The sequence below is a fragment of the Sorangium sp. So ce124 genome, from assembly GCF_051525235.1.
GTDB lineage: Bacteria > Myxococcota_A > Polyangia > Polyangiales > Polyangiaceae > Sorangium > Sorangium atrum.
This window is the reverse complement of sequence record NZ_CP150312.1, coordinates 2,745,731-2,768,599: the sequence shown is the minus strand read 5'-3', so window position 1 is coordinate 2,768,599 and position 22,869 is coordinate 2,745,731. Positions and strand designations below refer to the sequence as shown.

Sequence of the window (22,869 nt, the reverse complement as noted above, 5' to 3'; positions counted from 1 at the left end):
GGCATGCCGAGCGACCTCGAAGACGTGCTGGCTGCTGCGCTACGCCTGCCTGGCCACGCGCGGGCTGCTCTGGCAGCCGAACTGCTCCAGAGCCTGGACGAAGTCGACGCAGACGGCGATGATGTGGAGGAAGCCTGGACGGACGAGATCAAGCGCCGCCTGGACGAGGTCGATGCGGGAACGGTGACGCCTATCCCATGGCCAGAGGCCCGTCGCCGCCTCCTCGCGGCAGCGGGTGGCCGTGGCCAAGGCCGTTGAACTCCAGCCAGCCGCCCTCGCCGAAGCCGAGGAGGCCGCCGTGTGGTACGCTGACCGGGATCCGCGTGTGGCAGCCGCGTTCGTGGCGGAGCTCGAGGAGGCGCTGGAGCGGATCGCCGAGGCCCCGGGTCGCTGGCCCGCTCACCTGCACGGCACGCGGCGCGTACGCTTGACGCGGTTTCCGTACCTCGTCGTATTTCGCGATGAGCCACAGCGTGTTCTCGTCGTGGCTGTGGCGCACGCCAAGAGGAGACCAGGCTACTGGAGGAAGCGATGACTGGGCTCCTCGTGGCGCTGTATCACCCCAGGCGTCACTCTTGGCGTGAGCACTTCACGGTCGCGATTGAGGGTGTCATTCAAGGGCTGATGGCCGAGGGGCGCGCCACAGTCCAGCTTCTGGACATGAACGGTGAGGGCCGAGCTCGCCTGCGTACGTTACTATTGCGCCGAAAACGGTACCCGTGAGTCGTCGCGGCGGCGCATACTGAACACGCCGCGGGTGCCGACGGCGCTCCGCGCTGCGGCACACCGGCAAGACGTTGGGCGGAAAGAAGACAAACAGCTGGACACTGTCCCAGCAGTGGAGCCGGAGATTCTCATGACGACGCTGCAAAAGCTCCTTGGAATCGATTTCCCCATCATCCAGGCACCCATGGCCGGCGTGCAGGGCAGCGCGCTCGCGGTCGCCGTCTCCAACGCTGGTGGGCTCGGTTCGCTGCCCGGCGCCGTGCTGGGCCCGGACGCCCTGCGCAAGGAGCTGTCAGCCATCCGAGCGCAGACAACGAAGCCGTTCAACGTGAACTTCTTCTGTCACACGCGGCCCGAGCCCGATGCCGAGCGAGAAGCGAGCTGGCGTGCCCGGCTCTCGCCGTACTTCGCTGAGCTCGGCGTCGATGCGAGCGCCATCCCGACCGGCCCCGGCCGATTGCCCTTCAGCGATGAGGCCGCTGACGTGCTCGACGAGTTCAGGCCTGCTGTTGTGAGCTTTCACTTCGGCCTGCCCTCGGAGGCTCTGCTCTCGCGCGTGCGCCGCTGGAGCGCGAAGATCCTGTCCTCTGCGACGACGGTCGACGAGGCGCGCTGGCTGGAGGCCCGCGGCGTCGACGCGGTCATCGCCCAGGGCATCGAGGCGGGCGGTCATCGCGGCAGCTTCCTGTCCGACGATCTCAGCGTCCAGCTCGGCACCTTCGCGCTGGTGCCGCAGATCGTGGACGCAGTGAAGATCCCCGTCATCGCCGCGGGCGGCATCGCGGACGCGAGGGGTGTCGCGGCCGCCATGGCGCTCGGTGCGGCCGGCGTACAGATCGGGACGGCGTACCTGTTGTGCCCCGAGGCCACCACGAGCAGGGTGCATCGCGCGGCCCTCGAGAGCGACGCAGCCCGCACCACGGCGCTCACCAACCTGTTCACCGGGCGACCCGCTCGGGGCATCGTGAACCGCGTCATCAGGGAGCTTGGGCCGATGAGCGGCGCCGTGCCAGCTTTTCCCTTGGCGACGTCGGCCATCGCGCCCCTGCGCGCCAAGGCCGAAAGCCAGGGCAACGGCGACTTCTCGCCGCTCTGGGCGGGGCAAAACGCCAGCGGGTGTAAGGCAGTGCCAGCGGCCGATCTCACGCGACGACTCGCGGGTGCACTCCCGGGTGCACGCTGACGCCGCCCAACCTGCCGGTAGATCCGACGGGTGCCTGCGGCGCCGGCGGCTCATCGGCCGACGTTCGACAAATGGGCTCGGCGCTTGACGAGCTCTGCTCGATGACGCTGACAGGCATAAGCAACGGCTCCCCTAAGCCAGGGCTCCGCACCGCCGGCGCACGGGGTGGATCTGCTACGGGTCGTGCGCCGGGCCGTGCGGCCCTCGGGCGTGGAGCGGCTTCAGCCGCCCGAGGCGTGCGGAGCTTGAGGCGACGGCGGAGGGATGGCATGCTCTCCGTGCCGACGTCGGACGGAGAACCTCATGGAAAGGCGAACCCTCGAACAGCTTGAGGCGGCGCTCGATGCCGTCAGCAGAGACCTCGCCCCACGCGTCGAGGAGCTCGCTCGGAAGAGCACCGAAGGCGCGCTCACCCCGGAGGAGCAAACGGAGTACGCAGAGATCGTCCGCTTGAACGACAGGCTTAGCCTCCTCAAGCTCGAGGCCGAGGAGTTCTGGACGATGCGCGCGGCTTCGTGAAGCTCTCGAACGATGTGCGGGAGACGGTGCAGCGACGCGCCCAGGGCGCATGTGAGTACTGCCGGCTTCCTCAAGAAGCTTCAATCCTGCCCCATCAAGTCGACCACATCATCGGGAGGCAGCATCGTGGCTCCGACGATGTTGCCAATCTGTGCCTCTGCCGCATCCATTGCAATCTGAAGAAGGGGCCTAATTTCTACCCACCGAGGGGCCACCGTAACTCCACAGCCTGCGGGGCGCGGCGATGACCGGTGAACGTCGTCCGGCCGGAGAATGCCAACAGGTTCGAGACAGGCCGGACGAGAAGCCTATGCGTGGATCGCTCTGAGAGGCTCGTTCCGGCGCTGGGACGTGAGCGGCTGAGGCCGCGCCGCGGCTGTGGGCGTGGCGCCAGGTTCGGGCGCGCCGCTGGTCGTGCCCGTGAGCGGCGGCGCCGCGGCCTCGCGCCGCTCGCACCTCTCAGCGGAACTGCTCGAAGATCGGCCCGCAGCAGCGAAGGGCGAGGTCGCACGCCGGGCCGACGTCCTGACAGGCGCCCACCGTCGTGTAGTTGACGAGGCAATCGCAGCTGATGTCGGGGCCGCCTCTGACCGGCCCGCAGCTGACGGAGAGGTCCATGCCTGGGCACGAGCCCTGGCAACCGCAGCCCCTGTCGCCGCTGACTGGGCACTCGAGCACCCCCGCCCCGCAGGGAGGAGCGGACGCACACTCCAGGTACGGTTCCAGGACCAGCTCGCACGCGGGCGGGGGGAAATCGCAGCTCAATGTGAGCACCGCGCAATCGAAGAACTGGTCGAGCAGGTCGTTGCACGCGGACGCCGCGGAACGGTGCGCCTCACAGAAATCGCGGCAGCCGCGCGGTGCCACCCCGCACGTCAACTCGAAGAGCTCGCAGTGCTCAAAGCACGTCGACCTCAAGTCGCCGCCGCCCACCCCGGTGGAGCCCACCGCCGCCGAGATGGCCGTCGAGCCCGCGCTGGTCACGCCGACGCCGACCGCGCTGGTGCTGGTGCTTGTGCTTGTCGCGCCGGCGCCTCCTGACCCGTCGGGCATCTCGTCGACGACGACGTTTCCACCGCAGGCGCTCCCCCAGGCCGGGGCCGCGAGCACAGCGATGCGCATTCTAAGCAGCGTCATTCCCATGGCGCGAGACTAGCCCGACGCGGGCACGGGCACGAGCGCCGCGAGTGTCGACTCCCTCACGGGTCCGCCTCCGAGCTGAACATCGCGCGGTCCGCGCGGTCATTGCCCGATCTGCACCCTCGTGACGACCTTCGCGCCGTCGGTTAGAGTCGGCGCAATGCTCCCAGCCCCGCTCGTCCTGTTCCCGAGCAACCCGGTGCACCCGACCGCGCCGGACAGCGCCTTCGAGGAGGAAGCGCGGCATGCCGCCAGCGCAGGATTCGACATCGGCCTCATCGACATCGAGGTGTTCCTCGGCGGCGACGCGAAGCTCCGCCGGGTGCCGGAAGGCCCGGGCGAGGTGATCTACCGCGGCTGGCTCCTGGGCCTCGATGCTTATCGATGCATGAGCGAGGTCGTCGCCGCGCGTGGCCGACGGTTGATCACGGAGCCGGCGGCGTACCAGCACTGCTATCACCTGCCGGAGTGGTACGAGGCGATCGGCGGCGCCGAGCACACCGCACGATCGATCTGGATCCCGGGCTCCACGTTCGACCTCGAAGCCGTCGGCGTTCACGTGCGAGAGGCGTTCGGATCGGGCGCCGTGATCCTCAAGGACTATGTGAAGTCCCGAAAGCACGAGTGGTTCGACGCCTGCTTCATCCCGGCGGCGGACGACGAGGCCAACGTGCGGCGCGTCGTGGGGAACTTCCTTCGCCTCCAGGACGACCACGTCGTCGGTGGGCTCGTCTTCCGGGAGTTCGTCGAGCTGCGGCGCATCGGGCTGCACCCGAAGAGCAGGCTGCCGCTGGTCAACGAGCATCGCTTCTTCGTGCTCGACGGCCGGCCGTTCTACGCGGCACCGTACTGGGCCGACGGTGACTATCCGGGCGAACCGCCGAGCGCCGATGTCCTCGCGCCCATTCTCGGCCGCGTGCGCAGTCGTTTTTACGCGGCCGATGTCGCCGAGAAGGAAGGCGGCGGCTGGATGCTGGTGGAGCTGAACGATGGCGGGTCGGCGGGCATCCCCGAGGGTGGGGCCGCAAACGCGTTCTACCGGAGCCTGCACGCGGCGCTCGGCTGAGGAGCGTCTCATCGCTCGATCCGAGCAGTCCGCCGCGAGCTGCCGCCCAGCTCACGCCCTGAGCGGGCCGTAGCCAGAGGGGGCGCTCACGCGAGCTCCGGCGCGCGGCGGCTTGCCCGCGGGGCGCGGCGGCGCAATGGGTGTCGGCCATGGCGCGAGAGACAGCGTTCGCTCTGTGGCTCCTCCCCGGCGGAGCGCCGGCCGCGCGGCTCGAGGAGCTCATCGAGGCGCTCGCCCGGGAGACCGGGGGCCCGGCGTTCGCGCCTCACCTCACCCTGCTCGGCGGGCTGCGCGGCGACGCCGGTGCGCTGGCCGCGAAGCTCGGCAGGCTGCGCGGCGACGGCGGCGCGCTCCGCCCCGTCGCGCTCGAGGCGCGGGGCCCCGCCACCGGCAGCACCCGCCACCAGTGCGTGTTCCTCGACGTGGCGCCGTCCGAGCCGCTCACGGCGCTGCGCCGCGCGGCCGAGGCCGCGCTCGGCGGGAACGAGGCCCTCTTTCGGCCGCACGTGAGCCTCGTGTACGGCGAGCTGCCGGCGGCGCGCCGCCAGGAGCTCGCCGCGGATCCTCGGGTGCGTGCGCTCGCCCACGACACGTGGTGGGCCGACCGGCTGGAGCTGTGGACCGTGGAGGGGCAGACCGAGCGCTGGCGCTGCGTCGAGGGCGTCGCGCTGGAACGCCGGTGAGATCTCGCGGGCGCAGGTGTCATGCCTGCCCACAACGCGCCCGGACGCACGGTTCCGCCGCAGCGGAAGCCTCCGCGATGGTTTTCCGCCCTCCACGCAGAGCGCGGCTCGCCGAAGTATGTGATCTCGTGGATCTCGGCTAGCCTGGGGCGCATGGCGATGGCTCCCGTTGCTGTGGGCGACGTTCTCGCGGGCAAGTACCGCGTGGAGCAGATCGTTGGCGCCGGTGCGATGGGCACGATCGTCGCCGCGTGGCACCTGGAGCTCGAGCAGCGGGTCGCGATGAAGTTCCTGCACTCGGTGCGGCCGGACGGCGGCGACCCGACGGAGCGGTTCCGGCGCGAGGCGCGCGCGCTGGCCAGGATCAAGAGCGAGCACGTGGCGCGCGTCCTGGATGTCGGCTCGCTGGAGGGCGGGATGCCCTACATGGTGATGGAGTTCCTGGAGGGGAACGACCTCGCCCACGAGATACGCGCGCGCGGTCCGCTGCCCGTGGTGGAGGCCGTCGCGTACATGCTCCAGGCCCTCGACGCGATGGCCGAGGCGCACGCCGCGGGGATCGTTCACCGCGATCTCAAGCCGGCCAACCTGTTCCTCTCGCTGCGGCCCGACGGCGACCGGGTCATCAAGGTCCTCGACTTCGGTATCTCGAAGTCGCTGCTCGGCATATCGCGCGATCAGGTGGCGCTGACCCAGACAGCGTCGCTCCTCGGGTCGCCGCTCTACATGTCTCCCGAGCAGGTGCGCTCCGCGCGCGACGTCGATATGCGCGCGGATATCTGGTCTCTCGGCGTCATCCTGTACGAGATGCTGACCGGGCGGACTCCGTACGACGGCGACTCCGTCGCTCAGCTCTTCCACGCGCTGCTCTACGAGAACGCTGCCCCGGTCGCCCAGCTGCGCCCCGACGTCCCGCGCGAGCTGGACGCGGTGGTGATGCACTGCCTCGCCAAGGACCGCGACCAGCGGTGGAGGAACGTCGGCGATCTGGCCGCCGCGCTGCTCCCGTTCGGCCCCGCCACGGGCCACATGCACGTCGACAGGGCGCGCCGCGTGCTCGGCAGCTCGTCGGACATCGCACGGCCGTCGATCCTCCAGGCGGGCGTGCCGAGCGGGGGCGCTCAGGGCACCGGATCGCGCCCGTCGATACCGCACGGGGGCCCGCCGTTCGCGCCGGCCTCGCCGTCTTCGCCGTCCTTCGCGCCCGGCACGCCGTCCTCGCCGTCCTTCGCGCCCGGCACGCCGTCCTTCGCGCCCGGCACGCCGTCCTTCGCGCCCGGCACGCCGTCCTTCGTGCCGGCCTCCCCGACCGCGCCCAACGCGGAGACGGGGCCCACGGTCAACTCGTGGAGCAACTCCGGCCATCCGGTGCGAACGGTCCGCAACGGGGCGCGCGTCGCCCTGGCCATCGCCGCCGGCGCCTTGCTGGTGGGGGCCTCGCTCGGCGCCCTGTTCTTCCTGCGCTCCGGGCTCGCCACCGACCCGGGACAGCCCCCCGCAGCCGCGGCGCCCACCGCCGAGGCCACGGCAGCGCACACCTCCGAGGCCGCGGCGGCGCCCGCGCACGAGGCCACGGCGGCGCCGAGCGCCGAGGCCACGGCGAAGGGCGACGCGCACGAGGCTCCCGGCGCCGCCGGCGCCGCGCACGAGGCGGCCGGCGGTTCGCCAGCCCCGACCGCGCCGGCGGCCTCCTCCAGCGCGCCCGCGCCGCCGCCGGCGGCGTCCTCCAGCCCAGCGGCGCACCTTGCCTCACCGCCCGCGCAGCCGGGCGCTCCGCGGGCGACCGCCACGGCCCGGCCCGTCGAGCGCTCGCATCCGGGCGCGGGGGCGCGCCCGGAGCCGACGCAGGGCAACTCGATCAGCGACTTCGGCGGGCGGCGCTGAGCGTGGCGCTCGCGTCGATCCGGCGACGGCCCCCGGGGCCGCCGTGGCCAGCTTGGAGGAGAACACGGGACGTATGAGGCGGTTGAAACGTCGTCAGCGAAGCATCGCACACTGCGTCGGCCTGGGCCTGTGCGCGGCGTTGATCTCCGGGGGCCTCCCCGCGCGGGCGGAGCCGAGCGCCGCCGACAAGGCGGCGGCGGAGGCGCTCTTCGACGCGGCGCTCGACCTGATGAAGCAGGGGCGCAGCGCGGAGGCGTGCCCGAGGCTGGAGCAGAGCCAGCGCATCGATCCGGGCATCGGCACGCTCCTCTACCTGGCCGAGTGTTACGAGAACACCGGCCGCACGGCGAGCGCCTGGGCCACGTTCCGGCAGGCCATGTCGGAGTCGCAGGCCGCGGGGCAAGCCGATCGCGCCCGCAAGGCGCAGGCGAGGGCGGCCCGGCTGGAGCCGGGCCTGTCGAAGCTGAGCATCGGCGTCGCGGCCGAGAACCTCGCGATCGAGGGGTTCAAGGTGCGCTCCGCCGGAAAGGCCGTCGATCCTGCGGTCTTCGGCGTCGCGCTCCCCGTGGATCCGGGCGAGATCGCGATCGAGGCGAGCGCCCCGGGCCACGAGACCTGGACGACGACCGTGAAGCTCGGGGGCGACAACAAGGGCCCTGCGAGCGTCGATGTTCCGGCGCTCAAGCGGCTCGAGGGACCGCCGCCTGCGCCCCTCGCGTCGCCGCCCGCCCAGGGGACAGGCCCCGCGCCGGCCCGCGGCGCCCCTGCGCCGGCGCCGGCGCCGGCGGCGTCCGGGGGCAACACGACGCGCTTGATCGGCCTCGTCGTGGGCGGCGCGGGCGTCGTGGGGCTCGGCGTCGGGACGTTCTTCGGCGTGAAGGCCATCTCGAAGAACAGCGACGCGGAGGGCTACTGCAAGGGCGGCAGCACGTGCGAGGACGAGCGCGGCGTCACGCTGACCGAGGAGGCCAAGAGCGCCGCCACCGTGTCGAACGTCGCGTTCGGGCTCGGCGCGGCGGCGGCGATCGGCGGCGCCGTCCTCGTGTTCGTCGTCGCGCCGAGGCAGACCCCGCCCGTCCAGGTGGGGGCGTTCGTGGACGCGCGCAACGTCGGGTTGCGCGTGGGAGGTACGTTCGAATGAGACGCATGACAGGGCTCCTGTCGCTCGCCCTGCTCGCCCCGCTCTCGAGCCTCGCGTGGCTCGGCTGCCAGGCCATCGCCGGCATCGAGGACCGCACCTTCGACCCGGGCGGCGCGGACACGGGGGGCGGGCAGGCGCCCGTGAGCGAGCAGTGCGCGTCGTACTGCGCCGACGTGATGGCGAACTGCACGGGAGAGCACCAGGTCTATGCCACGCTGGCGACATGCCAGGGCGTGTGCGCGCTGCTCCCGGAGGGCGATCCCCTGGAGCCCGTGGACAACACGGTCGCGTGCCGCGCCCGCCAGGCGGAGCTGGCGGGGGCCACGGGCGAGGTCGAGGTGCACTGTCCAGCGGCCGGCCCGGGCGGCGGCGGCGAGTGCGGGAGCAACTGCGAGAGCTACTGCGCGCTGCGGGCCGCGGCGTGCACGCTCGAGGTCCCCACGGAGGAAGACTGCGTCGCCATGTGCGCGGGGCTCAAGGACGTGGACATGTTCGACGTCATCGAGAACCACGAAGGCGACACGCTGCAGTGCCGCCTCGTGCACGTGAGCTCCGCGACGGTGGATCCCGAGGAGCACTGCCCGCACGCGAGCCTGACGCCCGTGCAGCCCTGCGCCGATCCGGACGGGACCGAGCCGAGCTGCGAGGACTTCTGCCAGGTGGTCATGACGTCGTGCACGGGAGAATTGGCCGTCTACGAGTCGAGAGCTCAGTGCCTCGCGGTCTGCGCGGCGCTCCCTCCCGGCGGGGCGGAGGATCGGACCGAGAACACCGTGGGCTGCCGCAAGTACCACGCTTACAGCGCCATGCTGGCGCCGACGACCCACTGCCCGCACACGGGACCGGGCGGAGACGGCCATTGCGGGGTCGAGGAGCCGGGCTCGGGCGTGACAGGCAACTGCGTGTCGTACTGCACGCTGTTCGAGGCGGCCTGCAAGGAGGCCCTCGGCGAGGCGTACGAGGGCTGGGGCGCGGCGTGCCAGAGCGAGTGCAGCACGATGGCGGGAGCCGCCCATGACTCCCACTACTCCGTGGCGAGCGCCGAGGGCGGCGACACGGTCTCTTGCCGGTTGCTCCACGTGAGCCGCGCGTTCGAGAACCCGGACGAGTGCGCGGCGCTGGCCGACGGGAGTGCCTGCCCGTGATAGGGCGCGGTGGCCCCCTGCGTTCGGGAGGGAGTGCCGGCGGTTCCGGGGTATAAGGGTTAACCAAGCTCGTTCGGTCACGCTCAGGGCACGAAGCCCGCCCCTTCTCCTCGGCACCAACGATCACCAACGTGAACGTTTACGTGGTCGTGGTCGTGGTCGTTCACGGCTTACCGTTGACGACCACGACCACGACCACGACCACGACCACGACCACGTAAACGTTCGGATGTAGAAGAACGCGGCGCGAAGGCTGGTTAACGCAAATGGGGGTTCCGGGGGCGGGTCGAGCCACTCGATACGCCCCCGATGAGGCGACAGGGCAAGCCCCCGCGCCCCGCCGTGAGAACGTGCCGTGATCCTGCTACCCAGGACGAGCCCCCGCCACGCGTGCGCGCGATGGATTAGTGATCCCGACGGCAGGGGGCCATGGACGAAGGAGGGGCTGTCAGGCCATGAAGAGAGCGGAAGCGAGACGGTGGCTTGCCCTTGTCGTGCTCGTGCTGGCGGCGGCGGGGATCCTGGGCCTCTTCTTGTGGCTCCGCGCCGGAGAGGCGCCGGCGGAAGGCCCCGCACCTCCGGCGAGCGCCGCTTCGACGCGGGGAGCGCGGCGCCTCCGCGCGAGGGACGCGCCGCCCCCGCAGCTCGGGAGCATCGCGGGGCGGGTCGCGGATGCGGCCGGCTCGCCCGTCGCCGGAGCGTTGGTGTGCGCCAGCGCGAGCGGCGGCGCGGGCGGCCTGACACCGTTCGATCTGGGCGAGCCGACGTGCGCGCCCGCAGGAGAGGACGGCCGCTACCAGATCGCGGATCTCTCCCCCGCGCGCTGGACGATCTTCGCCTCGGCGCCGGGCCACCGCCCCGCGAGCTACACCTCCCCTGCCCCGGACCGCGCCGGCTGGCTCGATCTCCGCCAGGGAGAGGCGCGCACCGGCGTCGATCTGACGCTCGTCCGCGGCGGCGTCGAGGTCCGGGGCCACGTCAAGGACGTCAGCGGCGGGCCCATCGCCGGGGCGCTCGTCATGATTCATGGTTTCCTGGGGTCGCACCAGGGCGCCGCGGTGACCCGCTCCGACGCAGAGGGCTCCTTCTCCGCGTGGACCGAGGAGGGCTACTGCCTGGCGCGCGCCACCGCCGACGGGTACGCCGAGGGGTCGCAGCACGGCATGGCGCCGGGGCCGCCGCTCGAGATCTTGCTGACGCCCGGCTCGGTCATCGAGGGGCGGGTCGTCGAGGCAGGGTCGGGCGCGCCGATCGCCGGCGCGAAGATCAGTCCCGGCATGGAGCAGCGGTGGGGGCCCGGGGAGGTGAAACCCGCGTCGAGCGACGCGGAGGGGCGCTTCCGCATCCCAGGCCTGGCGCCCGGGCGGTACAAGCCCACGGCGCGCGCCGCGGGCGGCTATGGCCAGGCGCGCGCGAGCGTGGTGCTCGGGATCGGTCAGACCTCGAGCGAGGTGGTGATCGAGCTGCACCCCGCCAGCAGCGTGGCTGGCCGCGTGGAGGTCGCGCCCGGGGGCGGGCCCTGCACGAGCGGCTCCGTCACCCTGTTTCACGAAGGGAGCGGCTGGCTCCCCGCTGTCCTCGAGGCCGACGGTTCAGCGCGCTTCGAGGGGGTGCTGCCCGGCTCGTACCAGGTGATGGTGCTCTGCCAGGATCACGCGTCGGAGCCGACCTACCCCGCCGTGGAGGTCGGCGAGGCGGACGTCGAGGGCCTCGTGTGGACCGTCCGCGCCGGGCTGTCGCTCCGCGGCCGGGTGGTGGACCGCGAGGACAAGCCCGTGCGCGCCATGGTCCACGCGAGCCCGACCGACATGAGGGCGATGGTGCCCGGCGCCGTCGGGCAGAGCGATGACGACGGCCGCTTCGTGCTCCGGGGGCTCCTCCCCGGCAAGCACAGGGTCATGGCGCACTCGAACGATCACATTCCGCCCGAGCCGGTCGAGGTCGAGATCGTCGATGAGCGCGCTCCCGAGATCACCCTCGTGATGGATAACGGCGGCAGCGTCGAGGGCACCGTGACCGACGAGGACCGCCGCCCCGTTGCGGGCGCGGACGTCATGCTGAGCGCGCAGCAGCCCGGGTGGAACGGCCCTCCGAGAAAGTCCCTCGCGGACGGGACATTCGTGATCAAGGGGGTCGCGCCGGGCGCGTATCGGATCTGGGCCATGCAGGGGGGTATGCCCATGAGGGCGCCAGGTCAGGTCGGCGACGGCGACCCCGGGGTCGCCGTGAACGTGAAGGCAGGAGCGGCCGCGCGCGTGAGCCTGGTCGTGGAGCGCCAGAACGGCGAGATCCACGGGCGCGTCATCGACGGGAGCGGCAGGCCGGTGGCGGACGCGTTCGTCAATGTTCAGCGGGAGCCCGAGGGCGCGGGAGAGCGGGGCGCCCCGGCCCCTCCGCCCCCGCCGCTGGAGAGCATGGGGCCCTACGCGCCGGTGCTCACCGATCCCGACGGGGAGTTCGTGATCGGGAACCTGGGCCGGGGCACGTACACGGTCCAGGCGCAGCGCCGCGGAGGAGGCCGCGCCGCCGTCGAGCACGTCCATATCGGCGATACCGTGACGCTCACGATCCAGGAGACAGGCACCGTCTCCGGCGCCGTCTCCCGCCCCGGCGGCGCGCCGCCCGATCAGTTCACGATCCGCGTCACGGGCCGCGAAGCGCCGTTCTTCCGGAGCGAGTCCTTCTCGTTCACGGACGGGGCCTGGACGATAAGCGATCTGCAGGCGGGCAAGTACGATATCGCCGTCGACGCCCCGGAGGGGACGGCCACGGGCGAGGTGACGCTCGGGCAGGGGGAGCAGCGGAGCGGGGTGGTGCTGACCCTCGCCGGGCGCGTCGCAATCCGGGGTCAGGTGGTGTCCCTGGAGGACGGCGCGCCCATGGCCGGGGTGACCGTGCACGCGTACCCGCGCGCCGGCGGAATCGCGCCCTCTCCGGTGCAGCAACGCGAGGTCACGGACGGTGCGGGTCATTTTCACCTCGACCGTGTCCCCAGAGGTCCCCTCGTGCTCATGCTCATGCCCGCGGATCCGATGAGCTCGGCGTTCGACGCGGCGATGATCCCTGTCGATGTCGAGCCGGGCGCGGAGACCGACGTCGGGCGGTTGCTTATGGCGAAGCGCCGGGTGAAGCAGGACGAGCCTCCCGGCGATCTCGGGTTCACGGTCGAGCCGCCCCAGTCGCCGATGGAGATGGCCATGCGGCCGCACAAGGTCGTCGAGGTGCGCCGCGGCGGTCCGGCCGCGGCGGCGGGCCTGCAGGTGGGAGACGTGATCGTCTCGGTGGACGGCCACGATGTCACAGGCAAGCTGGGGTATCTGGTTGGGACGCTGATCCGCGTGCCCACGGGGACCCGGGTGACCCTCGGGCTCTCGCGCGGGGCGAGCGTGGCCCTCGTGGCCGCGGCGATGCCGCCACCCCCGGGCGTCGGGCCAGGCGGCATCGAAGCCGCGCCCGCGCCACCGTAGGCGCCGGCCGCTACCTCTTGACGGCAGGCGCATGGAAGAGCTCGCCGCTCGGGCTCTCGGCGGCGGGCGTCGGGGCGGCGCTGCCCTTCTTGCATGAACGCACCGCCGCTGCCGCGCCTGCGCGCCGTGGACCTGAACCTGCTCACGGTGCTGGACGTCGTGCTCACCGAGCGCAACGTGACGCGAGCGGCCGAGCGACTCGGCATGACGCAGCCGGCCGTGAGCAGCGCCCTCGGCCGGCTGCGGCTCCTGTTCAACGACGATCTCTTCGTGCGTCGCGGCAAGGAGATGGCCCCGACGCCGCGCGCCCTCGCGCTCGCCGGCCCGATCCGCAAGGCGCTCGACCTGATCCATGCCTCATTCGCCCACACGGGCGCCTTCGATTGCACGGCGAGCCACACCTTCAGGCTGGGGATCAGCGACCTCGGAGAGGCCATCCTCTTGCCTCGTTTTCTGCAGTGGCTCGAGCAGCTCGGCGCCCGCGTCCGGCTCGATATCTGCCGCGAGCCCGGGGCCTCGCTGCAGAACGAGATGCGGCTCGGCAAGGTCGAGCTCGTCCTGGATCACATCGTCATCCCGGGCGAGGAGTTCCGGCGAACGCGCGTGCTCGACGTCGAGCTCGTCTCGCTGGTGCGCCAGGATCATCCGACCGTGGGACACTCGCTGACCCTCGACGAGTACATGGCGCTCGAGCACCTCATCATCGAGCCGCGCGAGGGCCAGACCAACCTGGCAGAGCAAATTCAGGCCCTCGTCGGGCGATCGCGGTGCGTGCGGGCGCAGGTCCCCCGCTATCTCTCGATGCCGTTCATCCTCTCGCAGTCGAACCTCGTCTGCACGTTGCCGCTCCCCCTGGCGCGGCTGTTCGAGCAGCACTTCCCCGTGCGGGTGGTGAGCTGTCCGCTCCCGATCCAGCCGATCCCGCTGTTCATGATGTGGCATGCCTGTCAGGACGGCGACCCGGCCCACGAGTGGCTGCGGCGATCCCTCATCGAGCTCTGCAGCCGCATCTGACGCGTCCCAGGCGGGCGAGCTCGACCCGAAGGGAGACGGGCGGCCGTGGATTCGGCGGAATATTCACGCCGGCAATCTGCCTCATACCATTTCTTGATTGGGCTTTTCGGGGGGGCTGCCCCCATGAAGCCGCGTACGAGAGGGAAATATAACATCGTGAAGGCTATCTCATTCGGCGGTCGGGCGCGCGGTCGAGCCGGCACACTCCATGTCCTGGGCAGCGATCGCGCGGCCCGTATCGAGGCCGGGGAAACGCTGCTCAGCGCAGCCGTACGCGGGAACATTTCGTTTCCACACATGTGCAACGTGGGCGAGTGCGGCACCTGCAAGTGCCGCCTCATCAGAGGCCATATCCGCCTCAAGAGCGATATCTCGCGCCACGTCGCGCCCGAGGAGCTCTCTGCCGGCTTCGTCCTCGCCTGCCAGAGCCTGGCCGTGTCGGAGGACGTGGCGGTCGAGGTCTCGGGAATGGGCCGCGGGCGCTCGACGGGTCCAGCGCCGGTGCAGATCGACGCGAGCGTCGCGCGCGTGACGCCGCTCGCGCCCAGCGTCCTCGCGCTCGAGGTCGACCTCGCCGCGGAGGTCCGCTACGTGGCCGGGCAGGTTGCACAGCTCACGGTGCCCGGCGTCCCGGGGCTCGACGAGCCGCGCTGTTACTCGTTCGCCGAGGCGCCGGATCGGGCCTCGCCGCGCAGGGCGCTCTTTCATGTCCGCCACGTGCCGGGCGGGGCCTTCACCGAGTGGCTCTTCGGGGCGGATCGCACGGGCGCGCGCCTGTGCTTCTCGGGGCCACACGGCAGCTTCCGCTACCACGAGGCCGGGCGGCCGCTCCTCTGCGTGGCAGGAGGCACCGGGCTCGCGCCGATCAAGGCGATCCTCGAGCAAGCGATCTCGGACGGGCTTGGCCGCGACGTGACGCTGGTCGTCGGCGCGCGCACCCAGAAGGACCTTTACGCGCTCGACGCCATCGCCTCGATCAGGGAGCGATGGCGAGGGCGGTTTGCCTTCGTGCCTGTCCTCTCGCGAGAGCCCGAAGGCTCCCGTTGGACGGGGCGGGCGGGGCACGTCACCGACTACCTCCGCGAGGTCGCCGCGACCCTCGACGAGTGCGCGGCCTACCTGTGCGGCTCGCCCGGGATGATCGACGCCGCGCTCGACCTGCTGCGCGGCAGGATCCCTCCGGAGCACCTGCATTACGACAAATTTTTAAACCGTGGCTCGGTCGCTCTCGCCGCCTCTCGGGCGGTCTGAGCCGGGCCACGACGCACGAAAGGGGTTTTTACCATGCTCAAAAGCACGTTGATCATACTCGGCTTCATGGCCCTCTTTGCCGCCATGGAGTTCGCGTTCGGCCTGTACCGGCGCCCCGGCGTGCTCACCATGCCGGAGCTCGGCGCGAATCTCCTCTCCCTCGCCTCCTCCCTCCTGATACGCGGCGTATCCTCCGGCGCCGTGATCTGGGCGCTCGGCGCTCTTTGGCCGCGCTCCGAGGGCGCGCTCGCGGGCGTGAGCTTCTGGCTCGCCTTACCGCTCTACGTGCTCCTCGACGAATACGGGTCCTACTGGCTGCACCGCAAGAGCCATGAATGGCCGTGGCTCTGGCGTCTCCACAAGCCGCATCACGTGCCGCGCAACCTGAACATCTCCGTCACGTACCGGGAGAACTGGTTATTGTTTCTGCTGTTGCCGACCGCGTGGCTGGCCCCGGCCGTCGTCTGGCTCGGCCATCCTGCTGCCTTTGCGGCAGGATCGGCCTTCAGGACCCTGATCGGTATGATAGAGCACTGCGATCTCCGCTGGGATCTACCTCTCCAGCAGAACCGCTTCACGCGCCCTGTCATGCGGGTGCTCGAGCGCATCGTCTCGCTTCCCGACACGCACCAGGTCCACCACGGGGTCGGCCGCTACGGCAATGCCATGAAGAACTATGGCGCCGCCCTCGTCTGCTTCGATTGGCTCCATGGCACGCTGATGACCCCGCACGCGCGCCAGGAGGGCTTCGGGCTGCCCGAGGGCGCGCCGGTCGAGCCGTGGGCCGAGCAGATCTTCTGGCCGTTCGTGCGCTCGACGAAGAAGAAGGACGAGAGGGCGGATCGCCGCCGCCCGATCGAACAGACATCGCCGACAGCCGACCTCGCCATGGCGGAGGCGGTGATCACCACGGTCGATGGCCGCGCTGTCGTCGTGCGATGAGCCCTGCCAGGCCGCTCGCCCGCCGCGCGCCGCCTCACGGCAGCGCAGCGAGCGCCCTCACGGCGGCGTGACGAACGACGCCGGCCCCGCCACGGCGGGAGACGGGTCCTTCCTGTAGCGCTCCAGCGACTCGCGCCGGTCCGCCGTCCAGCCGTTCTTCGGCGACGCCGCCTGCACGAGCGCCTCCAGCGCGAGCCGGCGCAGCCGCGGATCGGGGCTCCCCCGCAGCTCCTGCTCGAGCTGCGACGGGTGGACGCAGCCGTGCACCGCGGACATCGCCGCGACCATCGCGTCGTGGTGCAAGAGGTCCCGCCGGCCGAGCTCCGCGAGCGCCTGCCCGAGCGCCTTCCACGGGAGCAGGCGCGCCGCGAGCCCGAGGTACTGGGGCACGGCCAGGGCGTCCGCCTTGAGCGCGGCGAGCAGCCCCTCGCCGACGGCGACGTGGTGCTTCGCGGCGTACGGGCCGAGCCGCGCCGTGAGCGCGGGCAGGAACGCCACGAGGTGCCGGCGCCTCGGCAAGAGCTCCGCGAGCCGCTGGACGACGGTCGCGACCTCCCCCGACTGCATCCTCGCGAGCGCCGCGGACAGCGCCTCCGCCGCCTCCTCGGGCGCGGGCGCGGCCATGTGATCGAGCAGCCGGCGAAAGAGCGACCGCGCGTCGTCCCGGAGCGGCAGGTGCGCGGCGCGCCGCAGCAGATCGAGCCGCGCCTCCGGCTCTGCCCGCCCGAGGATCGCGGCGAGCAGGTCCACCACGCGCCGCTCGGCCTCGGTCGACAGCCTGCCGAGCGGGATGTCCGCGAGCTTCGAGGCCACGATCCAGTCGGGATCCCGGGCTGCGCGGCCGAAGACGTCCCAGGTCTCGGGCTTGTCCAGGTGGTCCCAGAGCGCCCGGAGCAGCGCGATCCGCACGTCGCGGTGGGTCTTCGGGCCGTCCAGCCGGAGCAGGTCCCGGTAGGCGTCGTCGCCGCCCAGCTCGCCGAGCAGGCGCACGACCTCCTTGGCCACGGTCACCTTCGTTGTCGGCACCGCCCGGAGCTCGGCGAGCACCCGCTCCCGGGACATCTCCGCGAACGCCTTCCGGAGCGCGTAGATCGCCCAGCGCGCGCGATCGTCGCCCAGGCACTCGATCAGGACGGGGACGCCCTGGCCTGCGTCGAGCCACGGCAGTCCCCGGATGGCCATCTCGCGCAGGGGCGGCCTCGGATCCGACGCGAACGGGGTGACCGCCGAGGCGTCGACGTACGCGAGCCGGACCAGCGCGGAGATCGCGAACCGCAGCGTGGGGACGTCGCTGGTCTCGTCGCCGAGCAGCGCGCGGAGGCCGGCGGCGTAGCTCTCCTGCTGCCTCGCCGTCCAGCGGCCGTGGCCCCCGCCGAAATCGAGCACCCAGCGCGTCTTGCCCGTCGCGAACCTGCCGGTCATGGGCTGCGTCCGGTCGAGCAGGGGGCCGAGGAGATCCTGGCGCCTCTGGCTCACGTGCCGGGCGACGGCGCCGATCAGCACGAAGCTCCTGTCCTCGCCCAGCAGCGCGGGAACGAGCCGCGCGAACCGCGGCCTGTCGTGGGCGCGCAGGAGGCCGAGCGCGCCCGCGGCGACGCCGACGAACGGGAGCTCGCGGGACAGCCGCTCGAGCGCCTCGAGCAGCGGCGTGACCACCTTGAGGCGGATGCCGAGGCTCTGCGCGAGCGACAGCACCGCCCCTGCCCGCTCGCCGGTGCACCACGCGCCCGCGAGCTGCGCGAGCGCCGGGCTGAGCCGCTCGGCCTCCGCCCGGGTCAGCCCCTCTCCGAGCCCCGCCGTCGAGACCGAGCCGCGCACCGCGAGGATCTTCGCGATCCAGCGCGCCCCCCACGCGCCATCGATGCGGAACAGGCGGACCACGAGCCGCTCCACGGCCGAGGCCGTGGCGTGGGACAGGTCCGCGGCGTCGAGCGCGTCCTGCGCCACGGCGCCCGCGGCCTCCAGGTGCTCCTGCGCGAACCTGCCGATGGGCAGCGCGGCGAGGGCGCCGAGCATCGCCCGCCGCACCGGATCCTGCTCGAACTTGCGGGCGCGCACGTTCGCGAGGGCGTCCGCGAGCGCGCCCCGGTCGTGCAGGACGCTCGCGACGAGCAGCGCCTGCGCCTTGGCCCGCTCTTCGCCCTCCGGGTGTCCGAGGAGCGGCGCGAGCACCTCCTTGGCCTCGGCGAAGGAGAGGAGGCGCGCGTAGCTCATCCGCCGCTCCGGCTTCGAGACGAGCGACGGGCAGCTGGACAGGTGCCGCCTCGCCTCGCGCTCGCGCAGGTCGCGGGGCAGCGCGTCGAGCACCTCGGGCGCGATCGATCCGTCGGCGGCCTGCGCCGCGCAGGACCAGCGCTCGAAGGCCCGCTCCCGGAGCGCCTGCTCCTCGGCCGACTCGGCCTTCACGTAGCGGAAAAGGAAGGCGCCGAAGCCCCCTCGCCCTCCGAGCAGGAAGGCCCGCAGGACCGCCTTCTGGTCGTCGGGACGCAGCCGCAGGAACCACCGCGGGCCCCGCTTGCCGTCGCTCAGCGCGCCCCAGGCGTGGCGGATGAGGTACTCGAGGCGCTCGGCGCCGAGGGCGGGCGCGCCCTTGTCGAAGCGCACGACCTCGAAGGCGCCGGGCGGCCGCGCGGGCCGTCCGCTCTCGTGGCGCGCCTTGAGGAGGTCGAATGTGGCGGCCGGGCGCGATCGGGCCAGCAAGCGCAGCGGTCCCGCGAGGAACGAGGGCTCCTCACCGCGCTCGAAGAGGGCCTGGATCAGCGGGAGCGCCGCGTCGGGCGCGCGCCTGGCGAGCGGGACGAGCAGCGGCGCGAGGCGGTAGCGCTGGCGGACGTCGAGGGACGGGGAGCGGGCGATCGCCTCCCCGAACCAGCGCGCCGCGGCCGCGGGGTGCCTCACGCCGAGCCGATCGAGGCAGCTCGGGCCGCCCGCCTCGTCGATGGCGCGCCGGTGCGCCGACACGAGCGCCTCGGAGCCGAACGGGAGCAGATCCACGATCAGGGGATCGCGCCCCGCCTGCATGCGCGCGCCGAGGAAGGCGTCCACCGCGGCCTGGCGCTTCCGCCGCGCGAGCTGGGCGACGGTGCGCCGGAGGGTGCGCCGCTCGAGGAGGGCGCCGAGCGCCGCGAGCGCCTGCGCGTCGTCGCAGAAGCGGGCGATCATGCGGCTTGCGCGCCGCCGCACGGAGCGGGACGGGTCGGAGACGGCCGCGACGACGCGCGCGCCGTCGCCCGAGCCGTAGACGCTCATCAGCGCGAGGAGGCGCTCGTAGGGCTGAGCGCTCTTCCAGAGCGCGCCGAGGAGCGCGCTTGCGCCGGCGTCGCCGCGCGCGGCGGCGCGGCCCAGCTCCACCACGCGGCGGACACGGTCGTGGTGCGTTTGCGGCTCGAGATCGGCGAGAAAGGAAGCGACGTCCATGGAGGGCGATCATAGCGCCCCAGGGCCGGAGGCTCGCAAGGCCGAGCGCGGCGAAGCTCCGGAGCGTCGACACCCTCCGGTTTGAGTTTCACCTCTGCCGGGAGGCTGTCGACACCCTCCGGTTTGAGTTTCACCTCTCCCGGGAGGCTGTCGACACCCTCCGGTTTAAGCTTCACCTCTGCCGGGAGACTGTCGACACCCTCCGGTTTGAGATTCACGGTAGTGGCTAAGGTTGTGTGATTCTGGCCAAGTTTGGCCAGATGCGCGGACGTCGTCGCTAAGCTTCGGTCCCGAAGTAGGTGCGGCCCGCGGGTGTTACGAGCACCCCGGGCCGCGTGGCCGACACCTCACACGTAGCGCGAGGTCCCGACGATGCTGACCGTAGTCCCTCCCCCGTCCGGGGGACAAGGCGGAGGTGCGCCCGCGCGCCGCCGCCCCTGCGTTACCCGTTCCCTCTCCGACGTGGAGCGCATGCGGCTCCGCGCCGCCCTCCGCAACTTGCGCGCCTTGTACGGCACCTGGGCATGCCTTGCCGAGGTCATGGGCATGCCGACCCGCACGATCCGCGCGATCGCGTCGGGCCAGTTCGCCGGGTCGCCCGGCACCGCCATGCGCGCCGCACGCGCCGCTGGAACCACCATCGAGCGCCTCCTAGGCCGCCCCGTCGCAGCCGATAGATGCCCAGCATGCGGCGCGCGCCGAGGCGCCCCATGAGCCCCTGGGGCCATCAAGCCGGCCCCGCGCGCGTCCTGAGCATCGCCGAGATCGCCGAGCAGGCTCCGTTCATCCAGAGCGTCCTGCGTGGCCTCGGTGTGCCCGTCATCGACATCGACGATGTACTCCAGGACGTGATGCTCGGGGCATGGACGAGCTCGCAGGCCGGGCGCTACCGGCCCAGCTCCGCGCGCGAACCTCTGGACGCGCTGAGGCGGTGGCTCTTCGGAGTCTGCGCCTTCACCTGCACGCACTACCACGAGCGCGCCTTCCGACGCCGGGAGGTGCCGGTCGACGACCCATGGGCCGCCACGGGTGAAGAGCGCATGGACCCCGGGCACGTCGGCGAGCGCATCGACGCAGCCGAGGCGCTCATGGCGATCGCCGCGCTGCCAACCTGGGCTCGCGAGGTGCTGGTGCTCGCTGCGCTCGGGCACGGCGGCACCGAGATCGCTGAGCTGCTCCGCATCCCGCTCGGCACCGCGGGCAGCCGCCTGCGGCTCGCGCGGGCCCGTCTCGCTCGCAAGCTCCGAAGGCGGCGATGAGCCACCCCCTGACGAAGCAGTACGCCTAGCGAGCCGCTGCGCGAGGATGCCGTCATGGGGCGACGGCCGACGGCGACCGTAGCCCAAAGCGCCGACAAGCCCCTCGCGTTCGCGCGCCACAGAAACTCACATCTCCACACGGAGGCGCCATCGTGACCGACGACGCCTCCGCCTCGTTGTGCACTGCTCGCCTGTTCCAGATTGGACGTAAGTCCTCGCCCTGGCCCGTCCCCCGAGCGCATGAAATTCGTGTAATCGCGCGCGCGTGAGTGCCGCCCGCACATCGCTCACCCACGAGTACGCGTCCCCCTGTGGACGGGGGCACGTCACGTCGGTCATGAGCAGGCGCCGCACCGCCGCGTCGCGCGCGGATCCGCGCTGGGACGGCAACTCAACGACCCGTCAGATCTGCGACGTCCGATTTCTCCGCCGCCGCGGCGGCGAGCGCAGCATCGACGATCCCTTCGGTGTGATCGTCGAAGTCGTTCAGATCGAGCGTCCCCGCCGCGAGCATCGCCTTGACCTCGTGTGGCAGCGGCACGGTCTCGTGTCGAAGCCCCGCGCGTGTCGCGACGCGCAGGTAGAAGCGCGGCTCCAGGCCATTGAGCTTCGCACTCTCCACCAGGCTGTAGAACGTCGCCGCGACCTCGGTACCGCGCAGCGAATGTGAGCCGTAGTGATTCTTCCTGCCAACGACCGGCCCCCTCGCGGCGCGCTCCGTCCCGTTGTTGTCCAGCGGGATCGTGGGATCATTGAGAAACAGCACCAAGCCCGGCCACATGTTGACCATGTAGCCGATCGCCTTATGGAGCCCGCTCTCGGGCAGGCACTTCGGCGTGGTTCGGTAGACCCACGCCACGATCTCATCGATGAGCTGGCGCGACTCCGTGTCGCGCAGCACCTTGCGCTCCTCGTCGCCTTCGGGGCCCTGCGGACATCGACGCTCGACGAGGTAGAGCTTGCCGATGAGGTCGAGGGCCTCGCCGCACGGCTTCGGGAACGATTTTTCGATCTCGACAAACTCCCGTCGCACGTGCGCCCAGCAGTGCGCGAGCACCACGCGCGGATACGCGCGCGACAGCGACAAATACGCGGCGTAGCCGTCGCACATCAACACGCCCGCGAAGGTCATCAGCAGCGACTCCGCCGTCTTGAAGCTCCGGCCGCCTCGGATCGCGTAGTAGACGCCGCGCTCGACGCGCAGCACCCAGACGAACCAGCTCTTGCTCTGGCCGGGCTTCTTGCCGAACAGCTCCCAGCTCGTCTCATCCGCACCGACGACCGAGTGCTCGAGAACGAAGGCACGCAGCCGCGGCATCACCGACTCGACGAGCCACGCGAGCTGCTCGATCTGATCCCAGAGCGTCTGGCTCGTCACCACGAGCCCGTCGCGCGCCATCATCCGCACCTGCCGCTCGAGGGGCAGGTGATCGCAATACTTACTGATGGCCACGTAGATCGCGAAGGCGATCGAGTAGCGCCCTCTGGGGCAGAGCTTGTCCGGTCCCGGCGCGGTCTCGATGCACGCGCCGCAGCGGCACGTGTACTTCTGCCGACGGTGCCGCTTCCGGACGAAGCGCAGCGGGAGGACGTCGATCTCCTCGTGGTCCTCGTACTGGCCCTCCATCTCCTTGAGACCGCCGCCGCACTTCGGGCACGTCTTGTCGGCGTCGTCGAGCTTGTGCTTGACCTCGACGACGGGCAGCTTCGGTTGCTCCGTCGGGCCGTGCCCGGTCCTCTTCTTCTCGTTCTCGCCCTCGCTGCTCGCGTCCGCGGGCGCGTCGTCCGTGGTCCGCTGCTCCGAGCTCGGCCCGAACACCTGCTTCGTCAGCTTCGCGAGCTGCTTCTCCAGCGCCGCGAGACGAAGCTGCTGATAGGTGGAGTCGCCCTTGGCCTTGGTGAGCTCCGCCAGCAGCTCTTTGATCTTCTCGGTGAGCGCGCGGTTATGATTTTCGAGCAGCTCGATCGCCTTGTGGAGGACTTCCGGGTCCTTCTCTTGGGCGAGCCTCGACACGCGGGCGACATTGCGCAC

18 protein-coding genes are annotated in these 22,869 nt (G+C 71.6%); 15 read left to right on the top strand and 3 right to left on the bottom strand.

What is annotated here, in order from left to right; genetic code table 11:
* Positions 1–3 precede the first annotated feature (3 nt).
* From WMF19_RS10625 to WMF19_RS10605, 5 genes are all read left to right on the top strand, one after another.
* Complete coding sequence (locus tag WMF19_RS10625; RefSeq protein ID WP_437898967.1) at positions 4–258, top strand: addiction module protein; 255 nt, start codon at positions 4–6, stop codon at positions 256–258.
* Positions 242–535: a type II toxin-antitoxin system RelE/ParE family toxin gene (locus WMF19_RS10620; protein WP_437898966.1), complete on the top strand. Its 294-nt coding sequence runs from the start codon at positions 242–244 to the stop codon at positions 533–535. The genes WMF19_RS10625 and WMF19_RS10620 overlap by 17 nt, the downstream gene beginning before the upstream one ends.
* Positions 536–856: 321 nt before the next feature.
* Positions 857–1,909: an NAD(P)H-dependent flavin oxidoreductase gene (locus tag WMF19_RS10615; protein ID WP_437901611.1), complete on the top strand. Its 1,053-nt coding sequence runs from the start codon at positions 857–859 to the stop codon at positions 1,907–1,909.
* Positions 1,910–2,212: 303 nt separating this feature from the next.
* A complete protein-coding gene (locus WMF19_RS10610) occupies positions 2,213–2,428 on the top strand; it encodes a hypothetical protein (protein WP_437898965.1) in 216 nt (71 codons plus the stop codon).
* Complete coding sequence (locus WMF19_RS10605) at positions 2,425–2,676, top strand: HNH endonuclease (protein ID WP_437898964.1); 252 nt, start codon at positions 2,425–2,427, stop codon at positions 2,674–2,676. The genes WMF19_RS10610 and WMF19_RS10605 overlap by 4 nt, the downstream gene beginning before the upstream one ends.
* A gap of 211 nt (positions 2,677–2,887) precedes the next feature.
* Here the strand turns inward: WMF19_RS10605 and WMF19_RS10600 are convergent, their stop codons facing one another.
* Positions 2,888–3,550 carry a hypothetical protein gene (locus WMF19_RS10600; protein WP_437898963.1) on the bottom strand — a complete coding sequence of 221 codons (663 nt, stop codon included), beginning with the start codon at positions 3,548–3,550 and terminating at the stop codon, positions 2,888–2,890.
* 142 nt (positions 3,551–3,692) lie between these two features.
* On the opposite strand from WMF19_RS10600, the gene WMF19_RS10595 reads away from it, so the two are divergent.
* From WMF19_RS10595 to WMF19_RS10555, 9 genes are all read left to right on the top strand, one after another.
* Positions 3,693–4,634, top strand: coding sequence for an ATP-grasp domain-containing protein (locus tag WMF19_RS10595; protein WP_437898962.1), 942 nt, complete (start codon positions 3,693–3,695; stop codon positions 4,632–4,634).
* Positions 4,635–4,783: 149 nt separating this feature from the next.
* The gene (locus WMF19_RS10590) at positions 4,784–5,317 is read left to right on the top strand and encodes a 2'-5' RNA ligase family protein (RefSeq protein ID WP_437898961.1); all 534 of its coding nucleotides are present in this window, start codon (positions 4,784–4,786) and stop codon (positions 5,315–5,317) included.
* A 174-nt stretch (positions 5,318–5,491) separates the two neighbouring features.
* A complete protein-coding gene (locus WMF19_RS10585; protein WP_437898960.1) occupies positions 5,492–7,201 on the top strand; it encodes a protein kinase domain-containing protein in 1,710 nt (569 codons plus the stop codon).
* Positions 7,202–7,283: 82 nt separating this feature from the next.
* On the top strand, positions 7,284–8,342 hold the full coding sequence (locus tag WMF19_RS10580) for a tetratricopeptide repeat protein (RefSeq protein ID WP_437898959.1): 1,059 nt from the start codon (positions 7,284–7,286) through the stop codon (positions 8,340–8,342).
* Positions 8,339–9,487 (top strand): hypothetical protein, encoded by a 1,149-nt coding sequence (locus tag WMF19_RS10575; RefSeq protein WP_437898957.1) that lies wholly within the window; start codon positions 8,339–8,341, stop codon positions 9,485–9,487. Before WMF19_RS10580 ends, WMF19_RS10575 begins: the two co-directional genes overlap by 4 nt.
* Positions 9,488–9,942: 455 nt before the next feature.
* Positions 9,943–12,954 carry a carboxypeptidase regulatory-like domain-containing protein gene (locus WMF19_RS10570; RefSeq protein WP_437898956.1) on the top strand — a complete coding sequence of 1,004 codons (3,012 nt, stop codon included), beginning with the start codon at positions 9,943–9,945 and terminating at the stop codon, positions 12,952–12,954.
* A 93-nt stretch (positions 12,955–13,047) separates the two neighbouring features.
* Entirely contained in the window at positions 13,048–13,968 is a 921-nt protein-coding gene (locus WMF19_RS10565; protein WP_437898954.1) for a LysR family transcriptional regulator, read from the top strand.
* A 156-nt stretch (positions 13,969–14,124) separates the two neighbouring features.
* Complete coding sequence (locus WMF19_RS10560; RefSeq protein ID WP_437898953.1) at positions 14,125–15,219, top strand: 2Fe-2S iron-sulfur cluster-binding protein; 1,095 nt, start codon at positions 14,125–14,127, stop codon at positions 15,217–15,219.
* Between the two features lie 66 nt (positions 15,220–15,285).
* Entirely contained in the window at positions 15,286–16,161 is an 876-nt protein-coding gene (locus WMF19_RS10555) for a sterol desaturase family protein (protein ID WP_437898952.1), read from the top strand.
* Between the two features lie 57 nt (positions 16,162–16,218).
* Here the strand turns inward: WMF19_RS10555 and WMF19_RS10550 are convergent, their stop codons facing one another.
* Positions 16,219–19,578: a HEAT repeat domain-containing protein gene (locus WMF19_RS10550; protein ID WP_437898951.1), complete on the bottom strand. Its 3,360-nt coding sequence runs from the start codon at positions 19,576–19,578 to the stop codon at positions 16,219–16,221.
* 710 nt (positions 19,579–20,288) lie between these two features.
* On the opposite strand from WMF19_RS10550, the gene WMF19_RS10545 reads away from it, so the two are divergent.
* Positions 20,289–20,837, top strand: coding sequence for an RNA polymerase sigma factor (locus tag WMF19_RS10545; RefSeq protein WP_437898950.1), 549 nt, complete (start codon positions 20,289–20,291; stop codon positions 20,835–20,837).
* 391 nt (positions 20,838–21,228) lie between these two features.
* On the opposite strand, the gene tnpC is transcribed toward WMF19_RS10545, so the two are convergent.
* Positions 21,229–22,851 carry an IS66 family transposase gene (gene tnpC, locus WMF19_RS10540; RefSeq protein WP_437898949.1) on the bottom strand — a complete coding sequence of 541 codons (1,623 nt, stop codon included), beginning with the start codon at positions 22,849–22,851 and terminating at the stop codon, positions 21,229–21,231.
* Between the last annotated feature and the right edge of the window lie 18 nt (positions 22,852–22,869).